The organism is Micromonospora sp. DT229 (genome assembly GCF_049844505.1).
Taxonomy (GTDB): Bacteria; Actinomycetota; Actinomycetes; order Mycobacteriales; family Micromonosporaceae; genus Micromonospora.
The window spans coordinates 400,702-423,706 of the sequence record NZ_JBNCLD010000002.1 but is presented as its reverse complement, the minus strand read 5'-3'; the positions used below and the strand labels follow the sequence as shown (position 1 = coordinate 423,706).

22 protein-coding genes and 1 pseudogene are annotated in these 23,005 nt (G+C 71.2%); 18 read left to right on the top strand and 5 right to left on the bottom strand.

Annotated features, from left to right (window positions below):
• Positions 1-24: 24 nt before the first annotated feature.
• Together ACLQ2T_RS04790 and ACLQ2T_RS04785 are read right to left on the bottom strand one after the other, a co-directional pair.
• Entirely contained in the window at positions 25-387 is a 363-nt protein-coding gene (locus ACLQ2T_RS04790) for a hypothetical protein (protein ID WP_327023761.1), read from the bottom strand.
• A 13-nt stretch (positions 388-400) separates the two neighbouring features.
• Positions 401-718, bottom strand: a complete 318-nt coding sequence (locus ACLQ2T_RS04785) for a hypothetical protein (protein ID WP_327023762.1) — start codon at positions 716-718, stop codon at positions 401-403.
• Between the two features lie 344 nt (positions 719-1,062).
• Here ACLQ2T_RS04785 and folP point away from each other — a divergent pair, with 344 nt between their 5' ends.
• The 7 genes from folP (at position 1,063) to ACLQ2T_RS04750 (ending at position 5,766) form a co-directional block, all read left to right on the top strand.
• Positions 1,063-1,974 carry a dihydropteroate synthase gene (gene folP, locus ACLQ2T_RS04780; protein ID WP_425764738.1) on the top strand — a complete coding sequence of 304 codons (912 nt, stop codon included), beginning with the start codon at positions 1,063-1,065 and terminating at the stop codon, positions 1,972-1,974.
• The gene (gene folB, locus ACLQ2T_RS04775; protein WP_425764737.1) at positions 1,971-2,330 is read left to right on the top strand and encodes a dihydroneopterin aldolase; all 360 of its coding nucleotides are present in this window, start codon (positions 1,971-1,973) and stop codon (positions 2,328-2,330) included. The genes folP and folB overlap by 4 nt, the downstream gene beginning before the upstream one ends.
• Positions 2,327-2,854 carry a 2-amino-4-hydroxy-6-hydroxymethyldihydropteridine diphosphokinase gene (folK, locus tag ACLQ2T_RS04770; protein ID WP_425764736.1) on the top strand — a complete coding sequence of 176 codons (528 nt, stop codon included), beginning with the start codon at positions 2,327-2,329 and terminating at the stop codon, positions 2,852-2,854. Before folB ends, folK begins: the two co-directional genes overlap by 4 nt.
• 103 nt (positions 2,855-2,957) lie before the next feature.
• Complete coding sequence (locus tag ACLQ2T_RS04765; protein WP_425764872.1) at positions 2,958-3,443, top strand: DUF3180 domain-containing protein; 486 nt, start codon at positions 2,958-2,960, stop codon at positions 3,441-3,443.
• A 131-nt stretch (positions 3,444-3,574) separates the two neighbouring features.
• Entirely contained in the window at positions 3,575-4,795 is a 1,221-nt protein-coding gene (locus ACLQ2T_RS04760) for an ABC transporter permease (protein WP_425764735.1), read from the top strand.
• A 60-nt stretch (positions 4,796-4,855) separates the two neighbouring features.
• Positions 4,856-5,161: a hypothetical protein gene (locus ACLQ2T_RS04755; protein ID WP_327023767.1), complete on the top strand. Its 306-nt coding sequence runs from the start codon at positions 4,856-4,858 to the stop codon at positions 5,159-5,161.
• A 113-nt stretch (positions 5,162-5,274) separates the two neighbouring features.
• On the top strand, positions 5,275-5,766 hold the full coding sequence (locus ACLQ2T_RS04750) for a hypothetical protein (RefSeq protein ID WP_425764734.1): 492 nt from the start codon (positions 5,275-5,277) through the stop codon (positions 5,764-5,766).
• 57 nt (positions 5,767-5,823) lie between these two features.
• Here ACLQ2T_RS04750 and ACLQ2T_RS04745 read toward each other — a convergent pair.
• Positions 5,824-5,985 (bottom strand): annotated as a pseudogene (locus ACLQ2T_RS04745) (ABC transporter ATP-binding protein); the annotation flags it as partial.
• Between the two features lie 156 nt (positions 5,986-6,141).
• Here ACLQ2T_RS04745 and ACLQ2T_RS04740 point away from each other — a divergent pair.
• A complete protein-coding gene (locus ACLQ2T_RS04740; protein WP_425764733.1) occupies positions 6,142-7,881 on the top strand; it encodes a hypothetical protein in 1,740 nt (579 codons plus the stop codon).
• A 47-nt stretch (positions 7,882-7,928) separates the two neighbouring features.
• Here ACLQ2T_RS04740 and ACLQ2T_RS04735 read toward each other — a convergent pair whose 3' ends face one another.
• Both ACLQ2T_RS04735 and ACLQ2T_RS04730 read right to left on the bottom strand, forming a co-directional pair.
• Positions 7,929-9,110: an NADH-quinone oxidoreductase subunit D gene (locus ACLQ2T_RS04735; RefSeq protein WP_425764732.1), complete on the bottom strand. Its 1,182-nt coding sequence runs from the start codon at positions 9,108-9,110 to the stop codon at positions 7,929-7,931.
• Between the two features lie 18 nt (positions 9,111-9,128).
• Positions 9,129-10,613, bottom strand: a complete 1,485-nt coding sequence (locus ACLQ2T_RS04730) for an SAM-dependent methyltransferase (protein ID WP_425764871.1) — start codon at positions 10,611-10,613, stop codon at positions 9,129-9,131.
• A gap of 139 nt (positions 10,614-10,752) precedes the next feature.
• Here ACLQ2T_RS04730 and ACLQ2T_RS04725 point away from each other — a divergent pair, with 139 nt between their 5' ends.
• The 10 genes from ACLQ2T_RS04725 (at position 10,753) to ACLQ2T_RS04680 (ending at position 22,814) form a co-directional block, all read left to right on the top strand.
• Positions 10,753-11,706, top strand: a complete 954-nt coding sequence (locus tag ACLQ2T_RS04725; RefSeq protein WP_425764731.1) for a Rossmann-like and DUF2520 domain-containing protein — start codon at positions 10,753-10,755, stop codon at positions 11,704-11,706.
• Between the two features lie 26 nt (positions 11,707-11,732).
• Positions 11,733-12,581 (top strand): pantoate--beta-alanine ligase, encoded by an 849-nt coding sequence (gene panC, locus ACLQ2T_RS04720; protein ID WP_425764730.1) that lies wholly within the window; start codon positions 11,733-11,735, stop codon positions 12,579-12,581.
• A gap of 25 nt (positions 12,582-12,606) precedes the next feature.
• On the top strand, positions 12,607-13,026 hold the full coding sequence (gene panD / locus ACLQ2T_RS04715) for an aspartate 1-decarboxylase (RefSeq protein ID WP_425764729.1): 420 nt from the start codon (positions 12,607-12,609) through the stop codon (positions 13,024-13,026).
• Positions 13,027-13,164: 138 nt separating this feature from the next.
• A complete protein-coding gene (locus ACLQ2T_RS04710) occupies positions 13,165-14,061 on the top strand; it encodes a septum formation family protein (protein WP_425764728.1) in 897 nt (298 codons plus the stop codon).
• Between the two features lie 61 nt (positions 14,062-14,122).
• Positions 14,123-15,817, top strand: a complete 1,695-nt coding sequence (locus tag ACLQ2T_RS04705; RefSeq protein WP_425764727.1) for an L-aspartate oxidase — start codon at positions 14,123-14,125, stop codon at positions 15,815-15,817.
• Positions 15,818-15,843: 26 nt separating this feature from the next.
• Positions 15,844-16,740, top strand: a complete 897-nt coding sequence (gene nadC, locus ACLQ2T_RS04700) for a carboxylating nicotinate-nucleotide diphosphorylase (protein WP_425764870.1) — start codon at positions 15,844-15,846, stop codon at positions 16,738-16,740.
• Positions 16,741-16,773: 33 nt separating this feature from the next.
• Entirely contained in the window at positions 16,774-17,532 is a 759-nt protein-coding gene (locus ACLQ2T_RS04695; RefSeq protein WP_425764726.1) for a type III pantothenate kinase, read from the top strand.
• A 282-nt stretch (positions 17,533-17,814) separates the two neighbouring features.
• Positions 17,815-19,323: a lysine--tRNA ligase gene (lysS, locus tag ACLQ2T_RS04690; RefSeq protein ID WP_425764725.1), complete on the top strand. Its 1,509-nt coding sequence runs from the start codon at positions 17,815-17,817 to the stop codon at positions 19,321-19,323.
• A 114-nt stretch (positions 19,324-19,437) separates the two neighbouring features.
• Positions 19,438-19,788, top strand: coding sequence for a histone-like nucleoid-structuring protein Lsr2 (locus ACLQ2T_RS04685; protein WP_327023783.1), 351 nt, complete (start codon positions 19,438-19,440; stop codon positions 19,786-19,788).
• Positions 19,789-20,273: 485 nt separating this feature from the next.
• Positions 20,274-22,814: an ATP-dependent Clp protease ATP-binding subunit gene (locus ACLQ2T_RS04680; RefSeq protein WP_425764869.1), complete on the top strand. Its 2,541-nt coding sequence runs from the start codon at positions 20,274-20,276 to the stop codon at positions 22,812-22,814.
• Positions 22,815-23,005 lie beyond the last annotated feature (191 nt).

The window sequence follows — 23,005 nt, the reverse complement described above, 5'->3', positions numbered from 1 at the left end:
AAGGCCGGTACGGCGTGCAGCCGGTCATGCCAGTTCCTCCCGGATCCTGATCCCGCTGCCGACCAGGCGCGGATCGCGCTGCTCGGCGGCCGGCTCCCGGGTGCGTCGCCAGTCGGTCAGCGCGGTGCGGATCACCATGCGCGCCGGTCGGTCCGGATCGACGTACCGGAAGACGAACGAGGTGGTCACGATGGCGAGGGCGATCTCCCACGCGGGGAAGAGTTCGACCTGCAACGTGAACAGCCAGTGGATGAACATGTAGAGGGGAACGAGCAGCAGGAACAGTCCGTACTGGGCGTACGGCAGGTGGACCGGAAGGGTGTAGCCGGGTGGCCCGAGATAGACCAGGCGGGCCCGGTAGATGTCGTCGTCGGTGCGCAGCCGCATCTCGTGCCCGCGCCTATTCGAAGATCAGGTTGATCAGGAAGTCGCCGATGAAGAAGAGGGTGGCGGCTCCGGCGATGAAGGCCAGTCCGACGATCGCGATGGCGGAGCTGGTCAGCACCTTCGAGATCTCGCCCCGGCTGGCGCGGCCGATGAAGATGACCCCCAGCACGGCCAGCAGGATCGGAGCGATCTTGCTGGCGAAGAAGGTGACTACGCCCTCGGTGTTGATCCCCTTCGGCTCCTCGGCCGCGAGTGGAATCGACGATGCCAGGGCGGAGAGCAGGTGGGCGGCGTTGCTGGACGCCGATTCCATCAGCTCGATGGCGATCACTGGAACCTCCCCAAGTCGCGGCCGGCGGCGCCGCGGTGGTGCAGTAGGCAAGCCTTGCGGGATGGGTGCTTACGCTGCGCAGCGCCCGAGACCCTGCGTGCATAGCTCGCCACGGTAGGTGGCGATTTTTGGGCGGATTAACCCCGCTTTGGCCCTCCCTCCAAGCGTCGCCATCTCGATGCTGGGCAATTCCACAGCGTACGGGCCGCCCCCCTTTGCGACAACCCGCGAAGAGTCTGCCCGATACCGCCCAGACGACCGATCGTACACATGTTTCAATTGCCTTGTCAGTGCCCTGGCCCCGGGCTGATCGCGGCGGTCCCGGCGACCGGTACCGTCTAGTCGTGACCGATCTGGTACGGGCCCCGGCCCCGGTGGTGATGGGCGTCCTGAACGTCACGCCCGATTCGTTCTCCGACGGCGGACGCTACGCCGACGTCGGAGCCGCTGTCGCACACGGCGTCCGGCTGCGCGACGAGGGCGCCGGGTTGGTTGATGTCGGTGGAGAGTCGACCCGGCCGGGTGCGGAACGAGTCGACGCCGAGACCGAGGCGGCCCGTGTGGTGCCGGTGATCCGGGAGTTGGCCGAGGTCGGCGTACCGGTGAGCATCGACACCACCCGGGCCCGGGTGGCCGAAGCCGCCCTCGCGGCCGGTGCGGTGGTGGTCAACGACGTCTCCGGTGGGCTCGCCGACCCGGACATGGCCCGGGTGGTCGCCGACGCCGGCTGCCCCTGGGTACTGATGCACTGGCGGGGCCACTCGCAGCGGATGACCGAACTGGCCCGGTACGACGACGTGGTCGCCGAGGTACGCGCCGAACTCGGCCAGCGGGTGGAGGCGGCCCTCGCCGCCGGGGTGGCCGCCGATCGCATCGTGATCGATCCGGGGCTCGGGTTCGCCAAGACGGCCGCCCACAACTGGCAGCTCAGCGCCCGGCTGTCGGAGTTGCTGGACCTCGGTTATCCCCTGCTGTTCGGCGCCAGCCGCAAGTCGTATCTCGGTCTGCTGCTGGCCGGACCGGACGGCGAGCCACGACCCATCGGTGGCCGGGAGGCGGCCACGGTCGCCACCAGCCTGCTGGCGGTCGCCGCCGGCGCCTGGGGCGTACGGGTGCACGACGTCCGCGCCACTGTGGATGCCCTGGCCGTCTGGCGGGCCAGCGGTAGCCCTCGACTGGCCTCCGGCGGCCCGCGGTCCGACGCCGCCGCAGCGGACCTGGCCGCCGTCGGCGAGCCGCAGGGGGTGCGGTCGTGACCGACCGGATCGAATTGACCGGGCTGCGCGCGCACGGGCGGCACGGGGTGTACGACTTCGAACGCGTGGCCGGGCAGGAGTTCGTCGTCGACGCGATCCTGGAACTGGATCTCTCGGCGGCGGCCCGCTCCGACGAGGTGAGCGACACCGTGCACTACGGCGAACTGGCCGAGCGGCTGGTCGAGGTGATCACCGGGGAGCCGGTCAACCTGATCGAGACCCTGGCCGACCGGCTGATCACGGTGTGTCTGGCCGACCTGCGGGTGAGCGCCGTGACGATCACCGTGCACAAACCTGAGGCGCCGATCCCGCACACCTTCGCCGACGTGGCCGTCACGATGCGTCGGGCCCGATGAGCCGCGCCGTGCTCTCCCTCGGGAGCAACCTGGGAGACCGGATCGCCAACCTGCGTACCGCCGTTCGGGTGCTCGGCGACCACCTGCTGATGGCCTCCGGGGTGTACGAGACCCCACCCTGGGGAGACACCGACCAACCGGCGTACCTGAACGCGGTCCTGCTGGTGGCGGATCCGGACGCCGACCCGCACGACTGGTTGACCCGGGCGCAGGCCGCGGAACGGGCGGCCGACCGGGTCCGCGACCCGCGACGGCGGTTCGGCCCCCGCACCCTCGATGTCGACGTGATCGCGGTCTGGACCCCCGAGGGCCAGCCGGTGATCAGCGACGATCCGGAGCTGACCCTGCCGCATCCCCGGGCTCACCTGCGCGCCTTCGTGCTGCGGCCGTGGATCGACATCCAGCCCTACGGCGAGCTGCCCGGACACGGCTGGTTGACCGATCTGCTGACCAGCGGGCCGGCGGCGGCCGAGGTCGCGGAACTGCGTCCCCGACCGGATCTGGCGTTAGAGTCGGGGACATGAGCCAGCGGCAGCGAGCGAATGATCAACGCGGTGCCGTGGCGCCTTTCGGCACTGCCCGCAGGCGGCCGACATGACGCAGACCCCACCGCCCGACGGGTCGCGGATGCGACCCACCCGCCTGTCCACCCTGGTGGTGAGCGCCCTGGTCGCCGCGGCGGTCGCCTGGCTGCTGATCAGCAGCATCTACTACGACCGGCTGCCGCCGCTGCCGTGGTTGCCGGTGGTCACCCTGGCCGGGCTCGCCGTCCTGGAGGCGTACGCCGCGATCAACACCCGGGGTCGGATCGAACGCCGACCGGGCCGCGACCCGGTCAACCCGCTGATGGTCGCCCGGTTCGTCGTACTGGCCAAGGCCTCCGCCCTGGTGGGTGCGATCTTCGCCGGTTTCTACGCGGGACTGACCGGCTGGTTGCTGGTGCAGCCGACCCGGGCCGCTGCTGACGACCGGCCGGCGGGCATCGCCGGGCTGCTGGCCTCGGTCGCCCTGGTGGCGGCGGCGCTCTGGCTGGAGCGGTCCTGCCGGGTGCCGGACCGGCCGGACGACGAGCGTGAGCCCGACGACTGGGAGCCGCACCCGGGTCGACGCTGAAGCCGGCCGCCGCACGGGGGTTACGTCCGGCTGCGGGCGCGGGTACGGTGCCAGCGACCGCAGGGCAAGCGGTCACCACCTATATGCCCTCTCGTCGAAGCAGTCCGGGCGGCCGCTGGAAGGCAGGCATGATGGCGTACGACGAACCAGGCCGCAGTGGGCAGTCGGAGTCGACCCTGGTCGGGCCCAACCCCGGCGCGGAAGCCGTCGCCGACGACCTCCAGAACGGTGAGCCGGGCCGTGACCGGTTCGGGGTCTACGTGTTCTGGGAGACCCTCCTGCTGCTCGGTTTCAGTGCCCTGGTCTATCTGCTCTGGCAGGAGAACCCGGCCGCGCTGCGCGGTAACGGGTTGCGTGCCCTCATCGTCGATGTGGTCGCCCTGGGCCTGCTGGCGTTGGCGGCCGGGCTGAGCCTGCGTACCGCTGCGGTGAACCTTGCCATCGGCCCGGTGGCGGTCGCCGCCGGGTTGCACTTCGCCGAGCAGAGCGACCGGGGCCTGCTCGTCGCCGTGGGCACCCCCGCCGCGGTGGCCGCGGTCGGTGGCCTGCTGCTGGGGCTGACGGTCGTGGTGCTGCACGTTCCCGGGTGGGCCACCAGCCTGGGCGCGGCGGCCGGGGTCGTCGTCTACATCGAGCAGCGTGCCGCGCCGGTGCTGGTGCAGGGTGACTACGACCCGCGCGGCATCGCCGGGCAACTCTTCGTGGGCTTCGCCGCGGTCACCGTGATCGGAGGGCTGTTCGGCGCGATCGGACCGGTCCGCCGGCTGGTCGGCCGGTTCCGTCCGGTCGCCGACCCGGCGCGTCGGCGTGGGGTGGCCGCCGCAGTCGTCACCGCCGGGGGGTACGTCTGCTCCACCGTGCTGGCGATGCTCGCGGGCGCCCTCCTGGCGTCGGTCGACGGGGCGGTCACCCCGGCGGACGGGCTGGACTGGACCGTGCTGGCCGTCGGCGCGGTGCTGCTGGCTGGCACCAGCGCCTTCGGTCTGCGCGGCGGGGTGTTCGGCACCCTGCTGACGGTCGGCGCGGTCGGCCTGTTCCTCGCGTACGCGCAGGCACGGGGCTGGACGGTCAGCCGGTGGCTGATCGGGGGGGCCGTGCTGGCGGTCGGGCTGGGGGTCACCCGGCTGGTCGAGAGGCACGGGCGGCCCGCCTCGGAACCGGCCCGCCCGGTGTCGCCGCCGGCCGCCGGGGAACCGACCGGGGGCGCCGGCGGCTGGGCGATGTCCCAACCGGAGCCGGTCGGCGACTGGCCACCCGTCCTACCCGCCCAGTCGGCCGACAACCCCACCGACCCGTGGGGGCCGCGCCGGTGGGAGACCAACTCGCCGATCTGGCAGGCCGACGACCGGTAGGGGGCGGTTCAAGGGTGTCGTCGGCGCGCCGAATGTGATCTCGGCGGTTAGGCTCGGCCCATGACCGACACATCATCGAGGTCCGGCGGCCGGTCGTTCGAAGAGTTGGACGTCCTCAGCACGGAGGAGCTGCGCGAACAGGCGTTCGCGGTGGCTCGGGAACGCCGGGACGTGAAGTTCTTCTGGTCGGTGCTGCGGCACCTGCCGAACGCCGACGAGGCCGCCGCCCTCGACGGGGCTCCCAACTCCGTGGGGCCGACGGTCGACGAGGCGGTGGCCCTGTGGCGGGAGATGACCGGCCACGGCTACGAGGAGTCCGCTCCGCTGCTGCGTGCCGCCTTCATCGACTACCTGATGAAGCACTGACCTGCCGGACCTCTCGGTCTGCGGCGACAAGGGGCCGTCGGCCGGTCTCGGCATACCGCCATAAACCGCGCCCCGGCGTTTGCTGCCGTCGATGCGCTGGGAACTAGCGGGCCATGGCTCTCACCAATCGATACAAGTCCGCACCCGGGGCCGGCACTCTCGCCGCCCTCCTGCTCGTCCTGGTCTTCGGCAGCCCCTGGTACGCCGACTGGGCCGCAGACAACACCGATCCCGACAGCGCCGGCGGGTGGTTCCTCAGACTGCTCGCCTGGCCCGCCTGGCGGTTCGACTCGTCCGACTCCATTCAGGAGATCATCGCGGCGGACCTAAAGGCGATCCTCCTGGTCGTCCTGACCTTCGTCTTCCTCTACCTGCTGCCGGGCTCCCAGTTGGCCCGCGCCCGGGGCACCCTCAGTCAGTTCTTCGCCGGCTGGGCGGCGTACATCTTCGCAGCCGCCCTGGCGGCCCTGCTCACCACGTTGATCCGGACCAACCCCTCGCTGCTCGGTGCGTTGCAGGCCGCCGGCGACGGGGCGGAGTACGGGCTGTTCACCGGCTGGATCATCGGCATCGCCACCCTTGGTGGCTGGCGGGGACGTCGTTGACGCCGTGGCCGGCCCGGTGAGCCGTCTTCCGTGGCCGGCGCGGCGCCAGCCGGCAAGTCAGCCGGTCGGATCCGACAGTGCCAGGACCTGTTCCCGGCGGAGGAGTCCGACCGGCCGACCCTGTTCGGTGACCACCACGGCGGGCGCACCGGTCGAGGTGAGCAACGCGGCCAGGGCGTCGTACGCCGAGCCGCCGAGGGCCACCGTCGGCAGTGCGGCCAGATCCTCGCCGGGCAGCGGCCGCCCCGGCTGCCCCGGCCGGGGCAGCGGCTTCGCCGCTCCGGGCTGGTCAGCGGTTACGGTCGAACTTCGGCATCAACTGTCGCCGTTGCCCCCGGTTCCCTGGTAATCCAACTCTCGGTAGGCTGCGGACCCATGCCCGCAACGGTGCCCACCGATCCGCGCAGCAAGCAACTGTTGACCGCCCTCTTCTGGGGTGGGGTGGCGCTGGCCCCGGTAGCGGCGCTGATCCTGCTGGTTGCCGACGGCAACGGTCCACTGCGGTTCGCCGCGCTGCTGGCCATCATGGCCGTGGTGTTGATCGGGCTGTCCATCACCCTGCGCGCCGACAACGGGGGCCAACAGCACACCGAGGAACTGCGCGCGGAGATCGAGCAGCTGCAGCGGGAACTGCGTAGCGAGATCGTCGCCGCCGCCCAGCGGAGCAACCAGGCGTTGAACGAGGTCGAGCGGGTCCAGCAGGCGCTGGCCGGGCTGCGCCATGCGACGGCCGTCCCGGCTTCATCGACCGGGAGCGCCCCACCCGTCAGCGGAGAACCGGTCGGCGCAGGCCGGGCCCGGGTGGCGATGGAACCCGAGGCACCACCCCCGGCCGGGGAACACCCCGCCCCGCCCTCTCCAGAGGACCGGCCGGCACCGACTCCCCACGCCGACCGGCCGGCGTCGGCTCCCTACGCCGACCGGCCGGCGCCGGCTCCCTACGCCGACCGGGCCGCGTCCGTGTCCTTCGGGGAACGGGCCGCGCCCGGCGCTCCCGGGAAGCGGCCGGGCAGCCCCGGCGGGGTGTACGGCTCGACCCAGCCGGCAGGCCAGGGCGTGGTCCGGCACACCGAGACCGTGCACGTCACCACTCGACACACCATCGTGGATGGTGGGGTGCTGGGTGAGCCGGCATCCCGCTTCGGCGGCTACGCCCCGTCGTGGTCGGCGCCGCAGGGGGAGCGGGGTGGCCCCGGGGCGGATCGTGACGACCGACCCTGGTCCGAGGGCGACGAACGCCCCCGCCACGACGACGACCGGGCCTGGTCCGGGCCGGGCCGCGAGGAACAGGGCGTCTGGTCGGACGGACGGGACGGACGGCCTTGGCCCGGCCCGGGCGACGACCGGTCAGCACCGGTCGATCCGGTCGCCCACCGCGAGGACCGCCCCGGATACCGCGAGGACCGTCCGGCATACCGCGACGGTGGTCCCGGGTTCCGCGAGGAGCGTCCCGGGTACGGCGAGGACCGCCCGGTGTACCGCGACGGTGGTCCGGGGTTCCGCGAGGAGCGCCACGGCTACCGGGACGAAGGCGACTGGGCGGTGCCCCGCGACGAGCGCAACTGGGGCGAGAGCGGACAGCAGTGGGGGTCCGCCGCCGAGGCGGCACCGGACCGGTCACCCCGTGCGGACGACACCGGCGAGTACTGGGCCGAGTTGCGGGCCGGGGACCGTTGGGCGGCCGTCCGCGACGACGAGCGGGGACGTGAGTTCCGGGCTGGTGAACGTCGCGCCGAGATGCACGCCGACCACGCCGGCACGGAGTACCGGATGGCGGACCGCTGGGCCAGCGTCCGTCACGGCGAGCCGCGTCGGGCGGCCGACGGCGACGAGGGATGGCGGGACGGCCCGGCCGAGGAGCGGCGTCCGGCTCTGCCGCCCGGCGGGGTGCCGGTCCCGGAGGAGTGGCGTGCACCGCGACAGCGCGGACACCACCCCGAGGCTGGTCGGGGGCAACATGCCGAACCGGTTCGGGGATACCAGCCCGAGCCGGTGCGGGGACACCAGGCCGAGCCGCCTCGGGGACATCAGCCGGAGCCGTACGGCCGGCGGCACCGGGCCGAGGACACCGGGTACGGTCCGCCGGTCCAGGATCCGGGCAACCGCTGGCACTGACCAGGCCCGGCGAGCCGTCCGGAAGGATCGCTGTCGGGTCAGCCGGATCACTTGTCGATGTCGCCGACCACGAAGAACATCGAGCCGAGGATGGCGATCAGATCCGGCACCAGACAGCCGGGCAGCAGGGTGGCCAGGGCCTGCACATTGGCGTACGAGGCGGTGCGCAGCTTCAACCGCCAGGGGGTCTTCTCCCCCCGGGACACCAGGTAGTAGCCGTTGATGCCGAGCGGATTCTCCGTCCAGGCGTAGGTGTGCCCCTCGGGGGCCTTCAGCACCTTCGGCAACCGGGTGTTGATCGGCCCGGTCAGCCGGTCGACCCGATCCAGGCACTGTTCGGCCAGGTCCAGTGAGGCGTACACCTGGTCCAGCAGCACCTCGAACCGGGCGTGGCAGTCACCGGTGGTGCGGGTGACCACCGGCACCTCCAGCTGGTCGTAGGCCAGGTACGGCTCGTCGCGGCGCAGGTCCAGGTCCAGCCCGGAGGCGCGGGCGACCGGGCCGGAGGCACCGAAGGCGGCGGCCTCGGCCGCGGAGAGCACCCCGACGCCGACCGTACGGGCCAGGAAGATCTCGTTGCGCCGGATCAGATTGTCCAGATCGGGCATCCGGCGGCGTACCTCACCGATGGCGGCCCGGGCCCGGCCAGTCCACCCGGAGGGCACCTCCTCCTTCAGCCCACCGACGCGGTTGAACATGTAGTGGATCCGCCCGCCGGAGACCTCCTCCATCACCGCCTGAAGCGTCTCCCGCTCCCGGAAGGCGTAGAACATCGGCGTGATCGCGCCGATCTCCAGGGGGTACGAGCCGAGGAACATCAGGTGGTTGAGCACCCGGTTCAACTCGGCCAGGGCCATCCGCAGCCAGGTCGCCCGCTCCGGCACCTCCATGCCCATCAGCCGTTCCACGGCCAGCACCACACCCAGCTCGTTGGCGAACGCCGAGAGCCAGTCGTGCCGGTTGGCCAGCACGATGATCTGCCGGTAGTCGCGTACCTCGAACAGCTTCTCCGCGCCCCGGTGCATGTACCCGACGATCGGCTCGGCGGAGATCACCCGTTCGCCGTCCAGGACCAGCTTCAGCCGCAGCACCCCGTGGGTGGAGGGGTGCTGGGGTCCGATGTTGAGCACCATGTCCGTGCCGAGTTGCTCCCCGCCGGTGCCCGCCACCAGCCCAGCGCCGGTGCCGACGGTCAGCTCACGCAGGTCGCCCGTGGTCATGCCCGCCATCGTGCCATGACCGGCCGGTCAGGACGGCGCAGCGGTGTCGATCGGCCCGAACACCCCAGGCGGCAGCCGGTCGGTGGACAGGCCGACGGGTTGCCACAGCCACCAGTGCCCGCCGAGCCCGGCCGGGTCGGTCAACTCGGCCGCCGCCGAGGCCGCCGCCAACGCCCGCACGTACCCGACCGGGTCACTGCCGGCCAGGCTGAGCGGCGGTCGCCCCCCGTCGGCCCCCAGCGCCCGCAGCCCGTCCCGCTGCGACCCCAGGGCGTACGCACACCGAGCGACCTCCCCACCGGCGGAGGCGACCGAGTCCATGGCCACGTGGGCGGTGATGTCACACGACCCGTCCGGCACCGGCGGCACCTGTCGCCCAGCCCGGTACCCGGTCAAGGTCCCGTCCACCGGTCTGGTCGCCCGCAGATGGCCGTAGTCCACCGCCAACGCCAGCCCTCGTTCGAGGCTGCCTACCGCTTGCGCCCAGGCTTCGTCCCTGGTCCTGCCTATCTCCGCTCGTGCGCTGGCTGTGGGGGTGCGGTCCGTGGGGGTGCGGTCCGTGGGGGTTTCCGGGCAGCCCGACCGGCTCCGGGCGGTCAGGCTTGATCCCTGCGCCGGTCGGGCTGCCCGGAAACCCGACCCGGTCGAGCTGTCAGTGTCTGGTGCGGTCGCGGGTGGGGAGGAGGGGTCCGTCGCAGGGTTCGCCGACTCCGGAGCGGTCGGGGCTGGCGGGGTGGTGAGGGCTGACTGGGTGGTCGCCGCAAGCTGGGTGGTCGCCGCTAGAGAGCGTTGGGTGGTCGTGGCGAGAGGGCTGGGCCACCAGGTGGACAGCCAGTCGAGGTCCGCTCGGCTGACCGGAGCGCCGATCGTCTCCTCGCCGGAGGTGGGGTCGACCAGGAGGTAGTGCCAGCCGGTTTCGGTGTGCACGGCGAGGTCCAGCGGGACGTTGTCGAGCCACTCGGTGGCCAGGAGCAGACCCGTGATGCCAGCGGGAATCCGATCGGTCCAGGCGATCTGTTCGGGCAGGTCGTCGGGGCGCGGAGCCAGCTCGACAGCAGTGAACCGCACCCGCTCAACCAACGGCACCGACCCGCCCCCGATGAGCTCCGACGCACCCTCGCTGAGCTCCGACGCGAAGCTGGCGCCGTACCCCCTCGTGATCTTCAGCGGGTTGACGAGTGAGGGCCGGACGTCGGCCGTGGTGGTCAGGGTTTCCGGGGAGCCCACCCGCGCAGGGATCAAGCCTGACCGCCCGGAGCGGGTGGGCTCCCCGGAAACCCCCACGAACAGAGAGCGAACCAACTCCCCCCGCCCCGCCCCCACGTCGACCACATCGAAGACGGCAGGATGACCGAGAACCCCGTCGAGATGATGGATCAACCGGAGCAGCGCACCAGCGAAGACCGGGGAGGCGTGCACGCTGGTACGGAAGTGCGCCGCAGGCCCCGCGCCGGAGACGAAGAAGCCGTCCGGCCCGTAGAGCGCCCGCTGCATCGCCTGATGCCAACGCATTGCCATTCGGTCCTCGCTTTCGGCGCTTCCACGCACCGATCCAACGGCGGTGAACGATTTCACACATCCTTGTTTCGGATCCGTGTCAGCGACGCATACTTGCCTCGACCGGTACCCATCTCGAGGACTGGATCGTGACATGAGCGCACCGCTGCGCACGTATTCGCCCGCCCGTCGGCGGTCCGCGACCGTGCCGATCGCCAATCATGCCGCCCTCACCGTCGGCGTGATCGGCGCCGGACGGGTCGGAGCCACCCTGGGTGCCGCGCTCGCCGCCGCAGGCCACCAGGTGGTCGCCACGACCGGCAGCTCCGGGGCCTCCCGGGCCCGGGTGGCGCTGCTGCTGCCCACCGTCTCCCGCCGCCGGGCCGTCGAGGTCGCCCGGGCGGCCACTGACCTGCTGTTGATCGCCGTACCGGATGACGCCCTGGCCGGGGTGGTGGCCGACCTGGCCGCCGAGGGCGCGCTGCGACCCGGCCAGGTGGTCGCGCACACCTCGGGGGCCCACGGTCTGGGGGTGCTGGCCCCGGCCGCCGCGGCGGGCGCCCGTCCGCTGGCCCTGCACCCGGCGATGACCTTCACGGGTTCGCCCGACGACCTCAGCCGGTTGCCCGGCATCTCGTACGGGGTGACCGCGCCGACCGACCTGCGCCCGTTGGCCGCTCGGCTGGTGGCCGATCTCGGCGGGGTACCGGAGTGGATCGGGGAGTCCGACCGACCGCTCTACCACGCGGCGTTGGCGCACGGCGCCAACCACCTGGTGACCCTGGTCAACGAGGCGGCCGACCGGCTGCGTGACGCCGGGGTGACCCAGCCGGAGAAGGTGCTGGCCCCGCTGCTGCGGGCCGCCCTGGAGAACGCCCTGCGGCTGGGTGACGACGCCTTGACCGGGCCGGTGGCCCGGGGTGACGCCGGTACGGTGGCCCGGCACCTGACGCAGTTGGCGACCATCGCACCCGAGTCGGTGGAGGCCTACCTGGCGTTGGCCCGGCGTACCGCCGACCGGGCGGTGTCCGCCGGCCGACTGCGGCCGGCGGAGGCGGAGCCGCTGCTCGGGGTGCTCGACCGGGAGCAGAGCCGGGTGGCGGCGTGAGCGGATTGGTGAACGACATGGATCGCGTGACGAGGCTCGTGCACACCCGTGCCGAGTTGGCCGAGGCCCGGTCCGCCCTCACCGGAAGGGTGGGGGTGGTGATGACCATGGGTGCCCTGCACGAGGGCCACGAGGCCCTGCTGCGGGCCGCCCGGGAACGGGCCGATCACGTGATCGTCACGGTCTTCGTGAACCCCCTCCAGTTCGGCCCGAACGAGGACTTCGACCGCTACCCCCGGACCCTGGACGCTGATCTTGAGGTGTGCCGGCGGGCCGGTGCCGACCTGGTCTTCGCCCCGGCGGTGTCGGACATGTATCCCGAGGGGGCACCGCAGGTACGGCTCGACCCGGGCCCCCTGGGCGAGGACCTGGAGGGGCTGAGCCGGCCCGGCTTCTTCCACGGGGTGCTCACCGTGGTGTTGAAGCTGCTCCAACTCACCCGGCCCGACCTGACCTTCTTCGGCGAGAAGGACTACCAGCAGTTGACCCTGGTCCGGCGGATGTGTCGGGACCTTGAGGTGCCGGTCGAGGTGGTCGGCGTACCCACCGTCCGGGAGTCCGACGGGTTGGCGTTGTCCAGCCGCAACCGCTACCTCTCCGACCCCGAGCGGCAGGTGGCGCTCAGTCTGTCCCGGGCCCTGCGGGCCGGGGCCGAGGCCGCCGAGGCGGGCCGCGACGCCGGGGCGGTGCTGACGGCCGCGCACGCCGCCTTCGGTGCCGGGGACCCCGGGGCCCGACTCGACTACCTGGTCCTCACCGACCCCGAGCTGGAGCCGGGGCCGGTCCAGGGGCCGGCTCGGCTGCTCGTCGCCGCCTGGGTGGGCCGAACCCGGCTGATCGACAACGCGCCCGTCCTGCTGCACCCGGTGTCCTGACCAGACCTGCGCGAGAGGCGTCCCGATGTACCGCACCATGCTCAAGTCCAAGATCCACCGGGCCACGGTGACCCAGGCGGATCTGCACTACGTCGGGTCGGTGACCGTCGACGAGGATCTGCTCGACGCCGCCGACCTGCTCCCCGGGGAACAGATGGCGATCGTGGACATCACCAACGGTGCCCGGCTGGAGACCTACGTGATTCCGGGGCGGCGGGGCAGTGGGGTGATCGGCATCAACGGCGCCGCGGCCCACCTGGTGCACCCGGGGGACCTGGTCATCCTGATCTCGTACGGTCAGATGGACGACACGGAGGCCCGCACCTACCGCCCTCGGGTGGTGCATGTCGACGCCGACAACAAGATCGTGGACCTGGGCGCCGACCCCTCGACGGCCGCCCCGGGCACCGCCGGCACCCCCATCCCCAACCCCCTCTCGGTGTGAGGAAGGGCCCCTCTTGACGCCTGGAAGGGTCGCCTGCCCCACCCTGCGCCCCGGAATCCGCTCTGTCACCGGAAGGTCATTTCTGGTTACGCTGTGACCGCCGTCAGGAGACGGCCGCTGGCTGGGGGAGGCGGCGTCATGCAGCGTGCGACGAGAACCCTCACCGCGGCTCTGGCCGTCGCGGTGCTGCTGGTGGGCTGCGGTGCGCCGCACGGGCTGGACGGGGACCTGACCGACGACTGGGCGGCCCTGGTCGCGCCCGGCGCCTTCACCCCGGCCGCCGAGGTCTGTCACGAGGCGGACTTCGCCGACGCGGTGCCGTTGGCGGCGTACGCCCCGGTGGACTGTGCCACCCCGCACCGGGTGGAGACCGTGCACGTCGGGACCTTCCCCGCCGAGCGCAAGGAACCACCCCCGGTCGCCTCACCCGAACTGCGTACCGCCTTCGCGGACTGCGACAAACGGGCCAACGGTTACGTGGGGGACGACTGGCGGGCCGGTCGACTGCGGCTGGCGGTGGCGGTCCCCTCCGGACCGGGCTGGGCCGCCGGGTCGCGGTGGTACCGCTGCGACCTGATGGAGGTGACCACGGCCGAGGCGGGCGCCAAGGTGGTGTCCCGCAGCGGCTCCCTGCGCAACGCGCTGCGGCCCCCCTCCCCGCTGTGGTTGGGGTGCCAGCAGGCCCGCACGGACCGTTCCAGGGTGGTGCGATCCCTGGTGCCGGTGGACTGCGCCGAGCGGCACGACGCCGAGTTCGCCGGAGTGTGGCAGGCACCCGACCGCCCGTACCCGGAGAACAGCGCACAGTGGGCCCCCTTCTACGCCGGGTGCCGCACGGTGCTCGCCCGCTACGCCGGGGTACCGGACGACGGCGACCTGATCTACCGCAGTGACCTGGTGGTCCGTCCGCCCAGCGCCGGTCGGTGGCAGGTGGGTGACCGGGGAGTGCGTTGCTACCTCTGGCTCGGTGACCGGAAGGTGACCGGTTCACTCAAGGGGGCCGGCCCGGCCGGACTCCCGGTTCGGACGAAGTAGCGGGAACCACTCGTCCCGCCCCCGCCGCCCGAGCCGAGTGACCTTCGGGTTGACTGGGGGGATGCAGCTACCGACCGTCGGCTTGCCGGCGCTGCCCCGCCTGCTGTCCGCTCCGGCGCCGGGTTGGGTGGAGACCACCGACGTGATCGTGGTCGGCTCCGGGGTGGCTGGGCTGACCGCCGCCCTGCACCTGCGGGAGGCCGGCCTGCACGTCACCGTGGTCACCAAGGTCAACATCGACGAGGGTTCGACCCGCTGGGCCCAGGGGGGCATCGCGGCCGTCCTCGACCCGGCGGACACCCCGGCGATGCACGCCTCCGACACCGAGATCGCCGGGGTGGGTCTGTGTGATCCGGCGGCGGTGCGGGTGCTGGTGGAGGAGGGGCCGACCCGGCTGCGGGAACTCATGCGGATCGGGGCCGCCTTCGACCGCAACCTGGACGGTTCGTTGGCGCTGACGCGGGAGGGCGGGCACCGGGCCGACCGGATCGTGCACGCCGGTGGCGACGCGACCGGCGCCGAGGTCCAGCGGGCCCTGCACGAGGCGGTCCGCCGCGACCCGTGGATCCGCCTGGTCGAGCACGCCCTGGTGCTGGATCTGCTCCGGGCCCCCGGTGACGGCCCGGACGGGCTGGGCAGGGCGTGCGGCATCACCCTGCACGTGCTCGGTGAGGGCAGTGAGGACGGTGTGGGTGCCATCCTGAGTCGGGCCGTGGTGCTGGCCACCGGCGGTCTGGGGCAGGTGTTCGCGGCGACCACCAACCCCCCGGTCTCCACCGGCGACGGGGTGGCCCTGGCCATGCGGGCCGGTGCGGCCGTGACCGATGTGGAGTTCGTGCAGTTCCACCCGACCGCGCTGATCGTTCCGGAGCAGGCCCGTACCCCCGACGCCGGTCACGCCCAGCAGCCACTGGTCTCCGAGGCGCTGCGCGGCGAGGGCGCGCATCTGGTGGACGCCGACGGCAAGCGGTTCATGCTCGGCCAGCACGAACTGGCGGAGCTGGCCCCTCGGGACGTGGTGGCCAAGGGCATCCACCGGGTGTTGCTGGCCACCGGTGACGACCACGTCTACCTGGACGCCCGCCACCTCGGCGGCGAGTTCCTGGCCCGCCGGTTCCCCACCATCGTCGCCTCCTGCCGGGCCATCGGGGTGGACCCGGCCGAGGACCTGATCCCGGTGGCGCCGGCCGCCCACTACGCCTCCGGCGGGGTCCGCACCGATCTGCACGGCCGTACCTCCATCCCCGGCCTGTACGCCTGCGGCGAGGTCGCCTGCACCGGCGTGCACGGCGCCAACCGGCTGGCCAGCAACTCCCTGTTGGAGGGGTTGGTCTTCTCCCGACGGATCGCCGACCACATCGCCGCCGGTCTGCCCGAGCAGGCCCGCCCGGCGGACACCGGGGCCTGGCGTGGGGGTGCGGGCTGGGTGGTGCCGGCCGCCACCACACCCGTCCTGCAACGGGCGATGACCCGGGGGGCGGGAGTGCTCCGCTCGTCGGCGACCCTGGCCACCACCGCCGCCGAACTGGTCGAGCTGAGCGCCGGTCGGGGTACCCCCCGGACCGCCGACTGGGAGGCGACCAACCTGCTCACGGTGGCGAGCGCCCTGGTCGCCGCTGCCTACGCCCGGCAGGAGACCCGGGGCTGCCACTGGCGGGAGGACCACCCGGAGGCGGACGGACGGTGGCACGGCCACCTGGTCGGCGCGATCGGTACGGAGAACCAGTTGACCATGCGGTGGGAGGAGACCCGATGAGCGACGGTGGTGCCGCGGCGGCCGGCCTGAGTGCCCAGACCGAAGGGCTGCTGCGTGCGGCCGGACTGGAGCCGGAGCAGGTACGCCGGATCATCGAGACCGCACTGGTCGAGGATCTGGGTCCGGATCTGCTCGACGTGACCAGCGTGGCGACCATCCCGGCGACCCAGATGGACACCGCCGACGTGGTGGCGCGGGCCGACGGGGTGGTGGCCGGGCTGGCCGTGGCCGCCGCCGTGTTCGAACTCGCCGACGAGCTGACCGGTTCCGGTCGTACCGTCGAGGTGTCCGTGGTGGCCCGCGACGGCGATCGGGTGGCCCGCGGCGATGTACTGGCCACGGTGACCGGCCCCACCCGGGTGCTGCTCACCGGCGAACGCACCGCCCTCAACCTGCTGAGCCGGATGTCCGGGGTGGCCACCCACACCCGGGCCTGGGCGGATGCCCTGGCCGGCAGCAAGGCGATGGTCCTGGACACCCGCAAGACCACCCCGGGCCTGCGGATGCTGGAGAAGTACGCGGTCCGCGCGGGCGGCGGCACCAACAAGCGGATGGGCCTGTACGACGTCGCCATGATCAAGGACAACCACAAGTACGCCGCCGGCGGGATCACCGCGGCCTACCGGCGGGTCCGCGAGGCCTTCCCGGAGGTGCCGGTGCAGGTGGAGGTGGACACCCTCGCCGAGGCGGTGGAGGCGGTCGAGGCCGGTGCGACCTTCCTGCTGCTGGACAACATGTCCCCCGCTCTGCTCACCGAGGTGGTGGCGGCCGTCGGGGACCGGGCCGAGTTGGAGGCCACCGGCGGACTGACCCTCGCCGACGCCGCCGAGGTCGGGGCGACCGGAGTGGACTTCCTCTCCGTCGGCGCGCTAACCCACTCCTCGCCGATCCTGGACATCGCCCTGGACCTGCGTACGGAGTGAGCCCGGCAGGAGCGGCCGTCTAGGCTGCGGGGCGTGCTGCTCTGCATCGACATCGGGAACACCAACACCGTGCTGGCGACCTTCGACGGCGACCAACTGGTGCACTCCTGGCGGATCAAGACCGACGCCCGCTCGACCGCCGACGAGCTGGGGCTGATGTTCCGAGGGCTGCTGGCCGGGGACGCCGTCGAGATCACCGGGGTGGCGGCCTGCTCGACCGTGCCGGCCGCCCTGCGGTCGCTGCGGACCATGCTGACCCGCTACTACGGGGAACTGCCGAGCGTGATCGTGGAGCCGGGGGTACGCACCGGCGTGCAACTGGCCATCGACAACCCGAAGGAGGTCGGCGCCGACCGGGTGGTGAACACCCTGGCCGCGTACAGCCTCTACGGAGGGCCCTCGATCGTGGTCGACTTCGGTACCACCACCAACTTCGACGTGATCAGCGGTCGGGGCGAGTTCCTCGGCGGGGCCTTCGCCCCCGGCATCGAGATCTCCTTCGACGCCCTGGCGGCCCGCGCCGCCCAACTCCGCAAGGTCGAGGCGACCAAGCCGCGTTCGGTGATCGGCAAGAACACCGTGGAGTGCCTTCAGGCCGGGCTCTATTTCGGCTTCGCCGGGCAGGTGGACCGGATCGTCGAGCGGATGGCCGAGGAGATGGGCGAGTTGAAGGCGGTGATCGCTACCGGTGGGCTGGCGTCGTTGGTGCTGAACGAGTGCCGGACGATCACGCATCATGAGCCGATGATCACTTTGATGGGGTTGCGCATGGTTTATGAGCGGAACGTCTGACTGCTTGTTGCGCTTGGGGGTTTCCGGGCAGCCCGACCGGCTCCGGGCGGTCAGGCTTGATCCCTGCGCCGGTCGGGCTGCCCGGAAACCCGTCGGTGTGCGGGGTCAGCCGTTCCTTGCGGGCTTTCTTGAGGGTGGGTTTTCGGGACGGGTCCGGTCGTGCCGTCTTTCTGGGTGGTGGGGTGGGTCATGGGGGGTGGGCTATCCGGTGATGGGGGATCGGGGGCTTGAGTACGCTCTGGGCTTGACCCCGCCCGAATTCTCCTTCTGAGGAAGCGTGCCGTGACCCAGCAGAGCCCCGTGCCAGTCGACCCCGCCGACGACCTTCCCGAGCAGATGAAGGTCCGCCGGGAGAAGCGGGAGCGGATGCTCGCCGACGGCGTCGAGCCGTACCCGGTCAGCTTCCCGCGTACCAGCAGCCTCGCCGAGGTACGGGAGCGCTACGCCGACCTGCCCACGGACACCGCTACCGGCGACCGGGTCGCGGTCACCGGTCGGGTGATCTTCGTACGGAACACCGGCAAGCTCTGCTTCGCCACCCTGCGGGACGGGGACGGCACCGAGTTGCAGGCCATGCTCTCCCTGGACCGGGTCGGCGCCGAGCGGCTGGAGGACTGGAAGCGCCTGATCGACCTCGGGGACCTGGTCGGCATCACCGGCGAGGTGATCACCAGTCGGCGGGGGGAACTGTCCGTGCTCGCCGAGCAGTGGGCGGTCACCGCCAAGGCGCTGCGCCCGCTGCCGGTGGCGCACAAGCCGCTCAGCGAGGAGGCTCGGGTACGGCAGCGGTACGTCGACCTGATCGTCCGGCCGCAGGCCCGCCAGATGGTGCGTACCCGGGCGGCTGCCGTGCGCAGTCTGCGCGATTCGTTGCACGGTAAGGGATTCATCGAGGTCGAGACCCCGATGCTTCAGTTGCTGCACGGTGGCGCGACCGCCCGGCCTTTCGTGACCCACAGCAATGCCCTCGACACCGACCTGTATCTACGAATCGCGCCGGAACTGTTTCTCAAGCGCGCCGTGGTGGGTGGTGTCGAGCGGGTGTTCGAGATCAACCGCAACTTCCGTAATGAGGGCATCGACTCTTCGCACTCACCGGAGTTCGCGATGCTGGAGGCGTACGAGGCGTACGGCGACTACAACACGATGGCCGAGTTGACCCGCAATCTCGTCCAGCAGGCGGCGATCGCGGCGACCGGATCGACCGTGGTGACGCACGCCGACGGGCAGGAGTACGACCTGGGTGGTGAGTGGCGTTCGGTGAGCCTCTTCGGTGTGCTTTCCGAGGCCCTCGGCGAAGAGGTCACCGTCCGCACCGAGCGAGCCCGTCTGGTCGAGTACGCCGACAAGGTGGGGGTCAGCGTCGACCCCAAGTGGGGGCCGGGCAAGTTGGCCGAGGAGTTGTTCGAGGAGTTGGTCGTACCGGGGCTTCAGGCGCCTACTTTCGTACGCGACTATCCGGAGGAGACCAGCCCGCTGACCCGGGGCCATCGCAGTGAGCCGGGTGTGGCCGAGAAGTGGGACCTGTACGTGTTCGGCTTCGAGTTGGCCACCGCGTACTCGGAGTTGGTCGACCCGGTGGTGCAGCGGGAACGGCTGATCGCCCAGGCGCAACTGGCCGCGCGCGGCGACGACGAGGCGATGCGACTGGACGAGGACTTTCTCCGGGCGATGGAGTACGGAATGCCGCCGGCCGGTGGCATGGGAATGGGAATCGATCGACTCCTGATGGCGCTGACCGGGCTGGGAATTCGGGAAACCATCCTGTTCCCGTTGGTTCGCCCCGAGTAGTCGCTAGGAAGCTCTTCGGGTCTTTACCGTATCCTATTGACGGGGCAAGCATCTGGCAGGTTATTGTTGCCCTGCAGATGGCAGTACCAGCCCTGCTCGAAAGGAATGTGGGACGTGGCCAAGCAGATCATTCACAAGCTGGTCGATGACCTGGACGGCGGGGACGCGGACGAGACCGTCAAGTTCGCGCTCGACGGCGTGCAGTATGAGATCGATCTCTCGAGTTCCAACGCCGAGAAATTGCGTGATGCATTCGCGCAGTACATCGCCAACGGCACCAAGGTGGGTCGTGGCGGTGTGGTCGTGGGTGGGCGTGCCGCCCGCGGTCGGGGCGGGGCGACCGCCGACCGTGAGCAGAACAAGGCCATCCGGGCCTGGGCGCGTAAAGCCGGCAAGGACATCTCCGACCGGGGTCGGATCCCCCAGGAGATCGTCGACGAGTACCACGCCAAGGCGGGGCACTGAGACGACCCTGCGAAGGTCATCGGTCGACGCCGGCCCGGAGGAACCTCTGGGCCGGCGTCGCCGTCTCTCGGCACGGTCGCTCGGCGCCGGCCGGCCCCTCGCCGGGTTCGGGACTAAACCCGAGGGGCCGGACGTTGTCCACAACCGGTGGATGTCTTGTCCACAGCCTGTGGATGGCGTCACCCCTGGACGGTGTCGGACGGTCTCCGGAGCCCCTCCGTGCGCGCTCCGGACGGCTTGTGGCTGCCCGTCGAATTTCGCTCTGCGCGTACAGACCCCCCGCCCGGAACACCCGTTGAGCGCGGAGGGTTGTGCAAAACGACGCGTACCGGGCCCACCGCGCAGACACACGAGGTCAGCCGAGCCCGTTCGCGGCGATAGAGTAATGAGGCGCGGACGTCCGTCCCGGGCGCTCGCGCACCGGCCCCGCCGAGAGTCTTGACCACCAAGATCGAGTGCGCACGGCACGTGAGGAGCACGAGGGCATGTTCGAGCGGTTCACCGACCGAGCGCGACGGGTTGTCGTCCTGGCCCAAGAAGAGGCCCGGATGCTCAACCACAACTACATCGGTACGGAACACATCCTGTTGGGCCTGATCCACGAGGGTGAGGGCGTCGCGGCCAAGGCCCTGGAGAGCCTCGGGATCTCCCTGGAGGGCGTCCGCCAGCAGGTGGAGGAGATCATCGGCCAGGGCCAGCAGGCGCCGAGCGGGCACATCCCGTTCACGCCGCGGGCCAAGAAGGTGCTGGAGCTGTCCCTGCGCGAGGCGCTGCAGCTCGGCCACAACTACATCGGCACCGAGCACATCCTGCTCGGCCTGATCCGCGAGGGTGAGGGCGTCGCCGCCCAGGTGCTGGTCAAGCTCGGCGCCGACCTGAACCGGGTCCGCCAGCAGGTGATCCAGCTGCTCTCCGGCTACCAGGGCAAGGAGCCGGCCGCGGCGGGCACCGCGCCGGGTGAGGCCGCGCCGTCGACCAGCCTGGTGCTGGACCAGTTCGGCCGGAACCTGACCCAGGCGGCCCGGGAGGGCAAGCTCGACCCGGTGATCGGGCGCGAGAAGGAGATCGAGCGGGTGATGCAGGTGCTCTCCCGCCGTACCAAGAACAACCCGGTCCTGATCGGTGAGCCCGGCGTCGGCAAGACCGCCGTGGTCGAGGGGCTGTCCCAGAAGATCATCAAGGGCGAGGTGCCCGAGACCCTCAAGGACAAGCAGCTCTACACCCTCGACCTGGGCGCCCTGGTGGCCGGTTCCCGCTACCGCGGTGACTTCGAGGAGCGCCTGAAGAAGGTGCTCAAGGAGATCCGCACCCGCGGTGACATCATCCTGTTCATCGACGAGATCCACACCCTGGTGGGTGCGGGTGCCGCCGAGGGCGCGATCGACGCGGCGAGCATCCTGAAGCCGATGCTGGCCCGGGGTGAGCTCCAGACCATCGGCGCGACCACCCTCGACGAGTACCGCAAGCACCTGGAGAAGGACGCGGCGTTGGAGCGCCGGTTCCAGCCGATCCAGGTGGGTGAGCCCTCGCTGGCGCACACCATCGAGATCCTCAAGGGCCTGCGCGACCGCTACGAAGCGCACCACCGGGTGAGCATCACCGACGCCGCCCTGGTGGCGGCGGCGACCCTGGCCGACCGGTACATCTCCGACCGGTTCCTGCCGGACAAGGCGATCGACCTCATCGACGAGGCCGGCGCCCGGATGCGGATCCGCCGGATGACCGCGCCGCCGGACCTGCGTGACTTCGACGAGCGCATCGCCCAGGTGCGTCGCGACAAGGAGTCCGCGATCGACGCGCAGGACTTCGAGCGTGCCGCCCAGCTGCGCGACAAGGAGAAGCAGCTGCTGGGTCAGAAGGCGCAGCGGGAGAAGGAGTGGAAGGCCGGTGACCTGGACGTCGTCAGCGAGGTCGACGACGAGCAGATCGCCGAGGTGCTGGGCAACTGGACGGGCATCCCGGTCTACAAGCTGACCGAGGAGGAGACCTCGCGCCTGCTGCGCATGGAGGACGAGCTGCACAAGCGCGTCATCGGCCAGGAGGACGCGGTCAAGGCGGTCTCGAAGGCCATCCGGCGTACCCGGGCCGGCCTGAAGGACCCCAAGCGCCCGTCGGGCTCGTTCATCTTCGCCGGTCCGTCCGGTGTGGGTAAGACCGAGCTGTCCAAGGCCCTCGCCGAGTTCCTGTTCGGCAGCGAGGACGCCCTCATCCAGCTGGACATGTCGGAGTTCCACGACCGGTACACGGTCTCCCGGCTCGTCGGTGCCCCTCCCGGGTACGTCGGCTACGACGAGGGTGGGCAGCTGACCGAGAAGGTGCGGCGCCGGCCGTTCTCGGTGGTGCTGTTCGACGAGATCGAGAAGGCCCACCCGGACGTGTTCAACACCCTGCTCCAGATCCTGGAGGACGGTCGGCTCACCGATGGTCAGGGCCGGATCGTGGACTTCAAGAACACGGTCATCATCCTGACCACCAACCTGGGCACCCGGGACGTGGCCAAGGCGGTCTCGCTGGGCTTCCAGGCCTCGGAGGACTCCGAGTCGAACTACGACCGGATGAAGCAGAAGGTCAACGACGAGCTCAAGCAGCACTTCCGGCCCGAGTTCCTGAACCGGATCGACGACACCATCGTCTTCCACCAGCTGCGTCAGACGGAGATCCTGTCGATCGTCGACATCATGATCGCCCGCATCGAGACCCAGCTGCGCAACAAGGACATGGGCCTTGAGCTGACCGACAACGCCAAGAAGTACCTGGCCGCCAAGGGCTTCGACCCGGTGCTGGGCGCACGGCCGCTGCGCCGCACGATCCAGCGCGACATCGAGGACAACCTCTCCGAGCGGATCCTGTTCAACGAGCTGATCCCGGGTCAGATCGTCGTGGTGGACTGCGAGGGCGACCCGAACGACATCGACAAGTCCAAGCTCGTCTTCCAGGGCTCCGAGCGCCCGGTCGACGTGCCGGACGCCGTTCCCGCTGATCTCGGTGGCACCGCTACCACCGGTGCGGACGAGTCGGCGGCCTGAGTCCTACCGGCTCACATCGACGGCGGCCCGGTGGCAGATGCCACCGGGCCGCCGCTTTGCGTACCCGGGTCGGCGGCTTGTAGCAGCCCAGGCCACTACCGCCGGGGATTATCGGGTGGTTTATGCCCTGACGGGCGGTGGTGCGAAGACTGCCGGCCCCGGATCGGCTGCCGGGTGGCTGCCGTCACGGT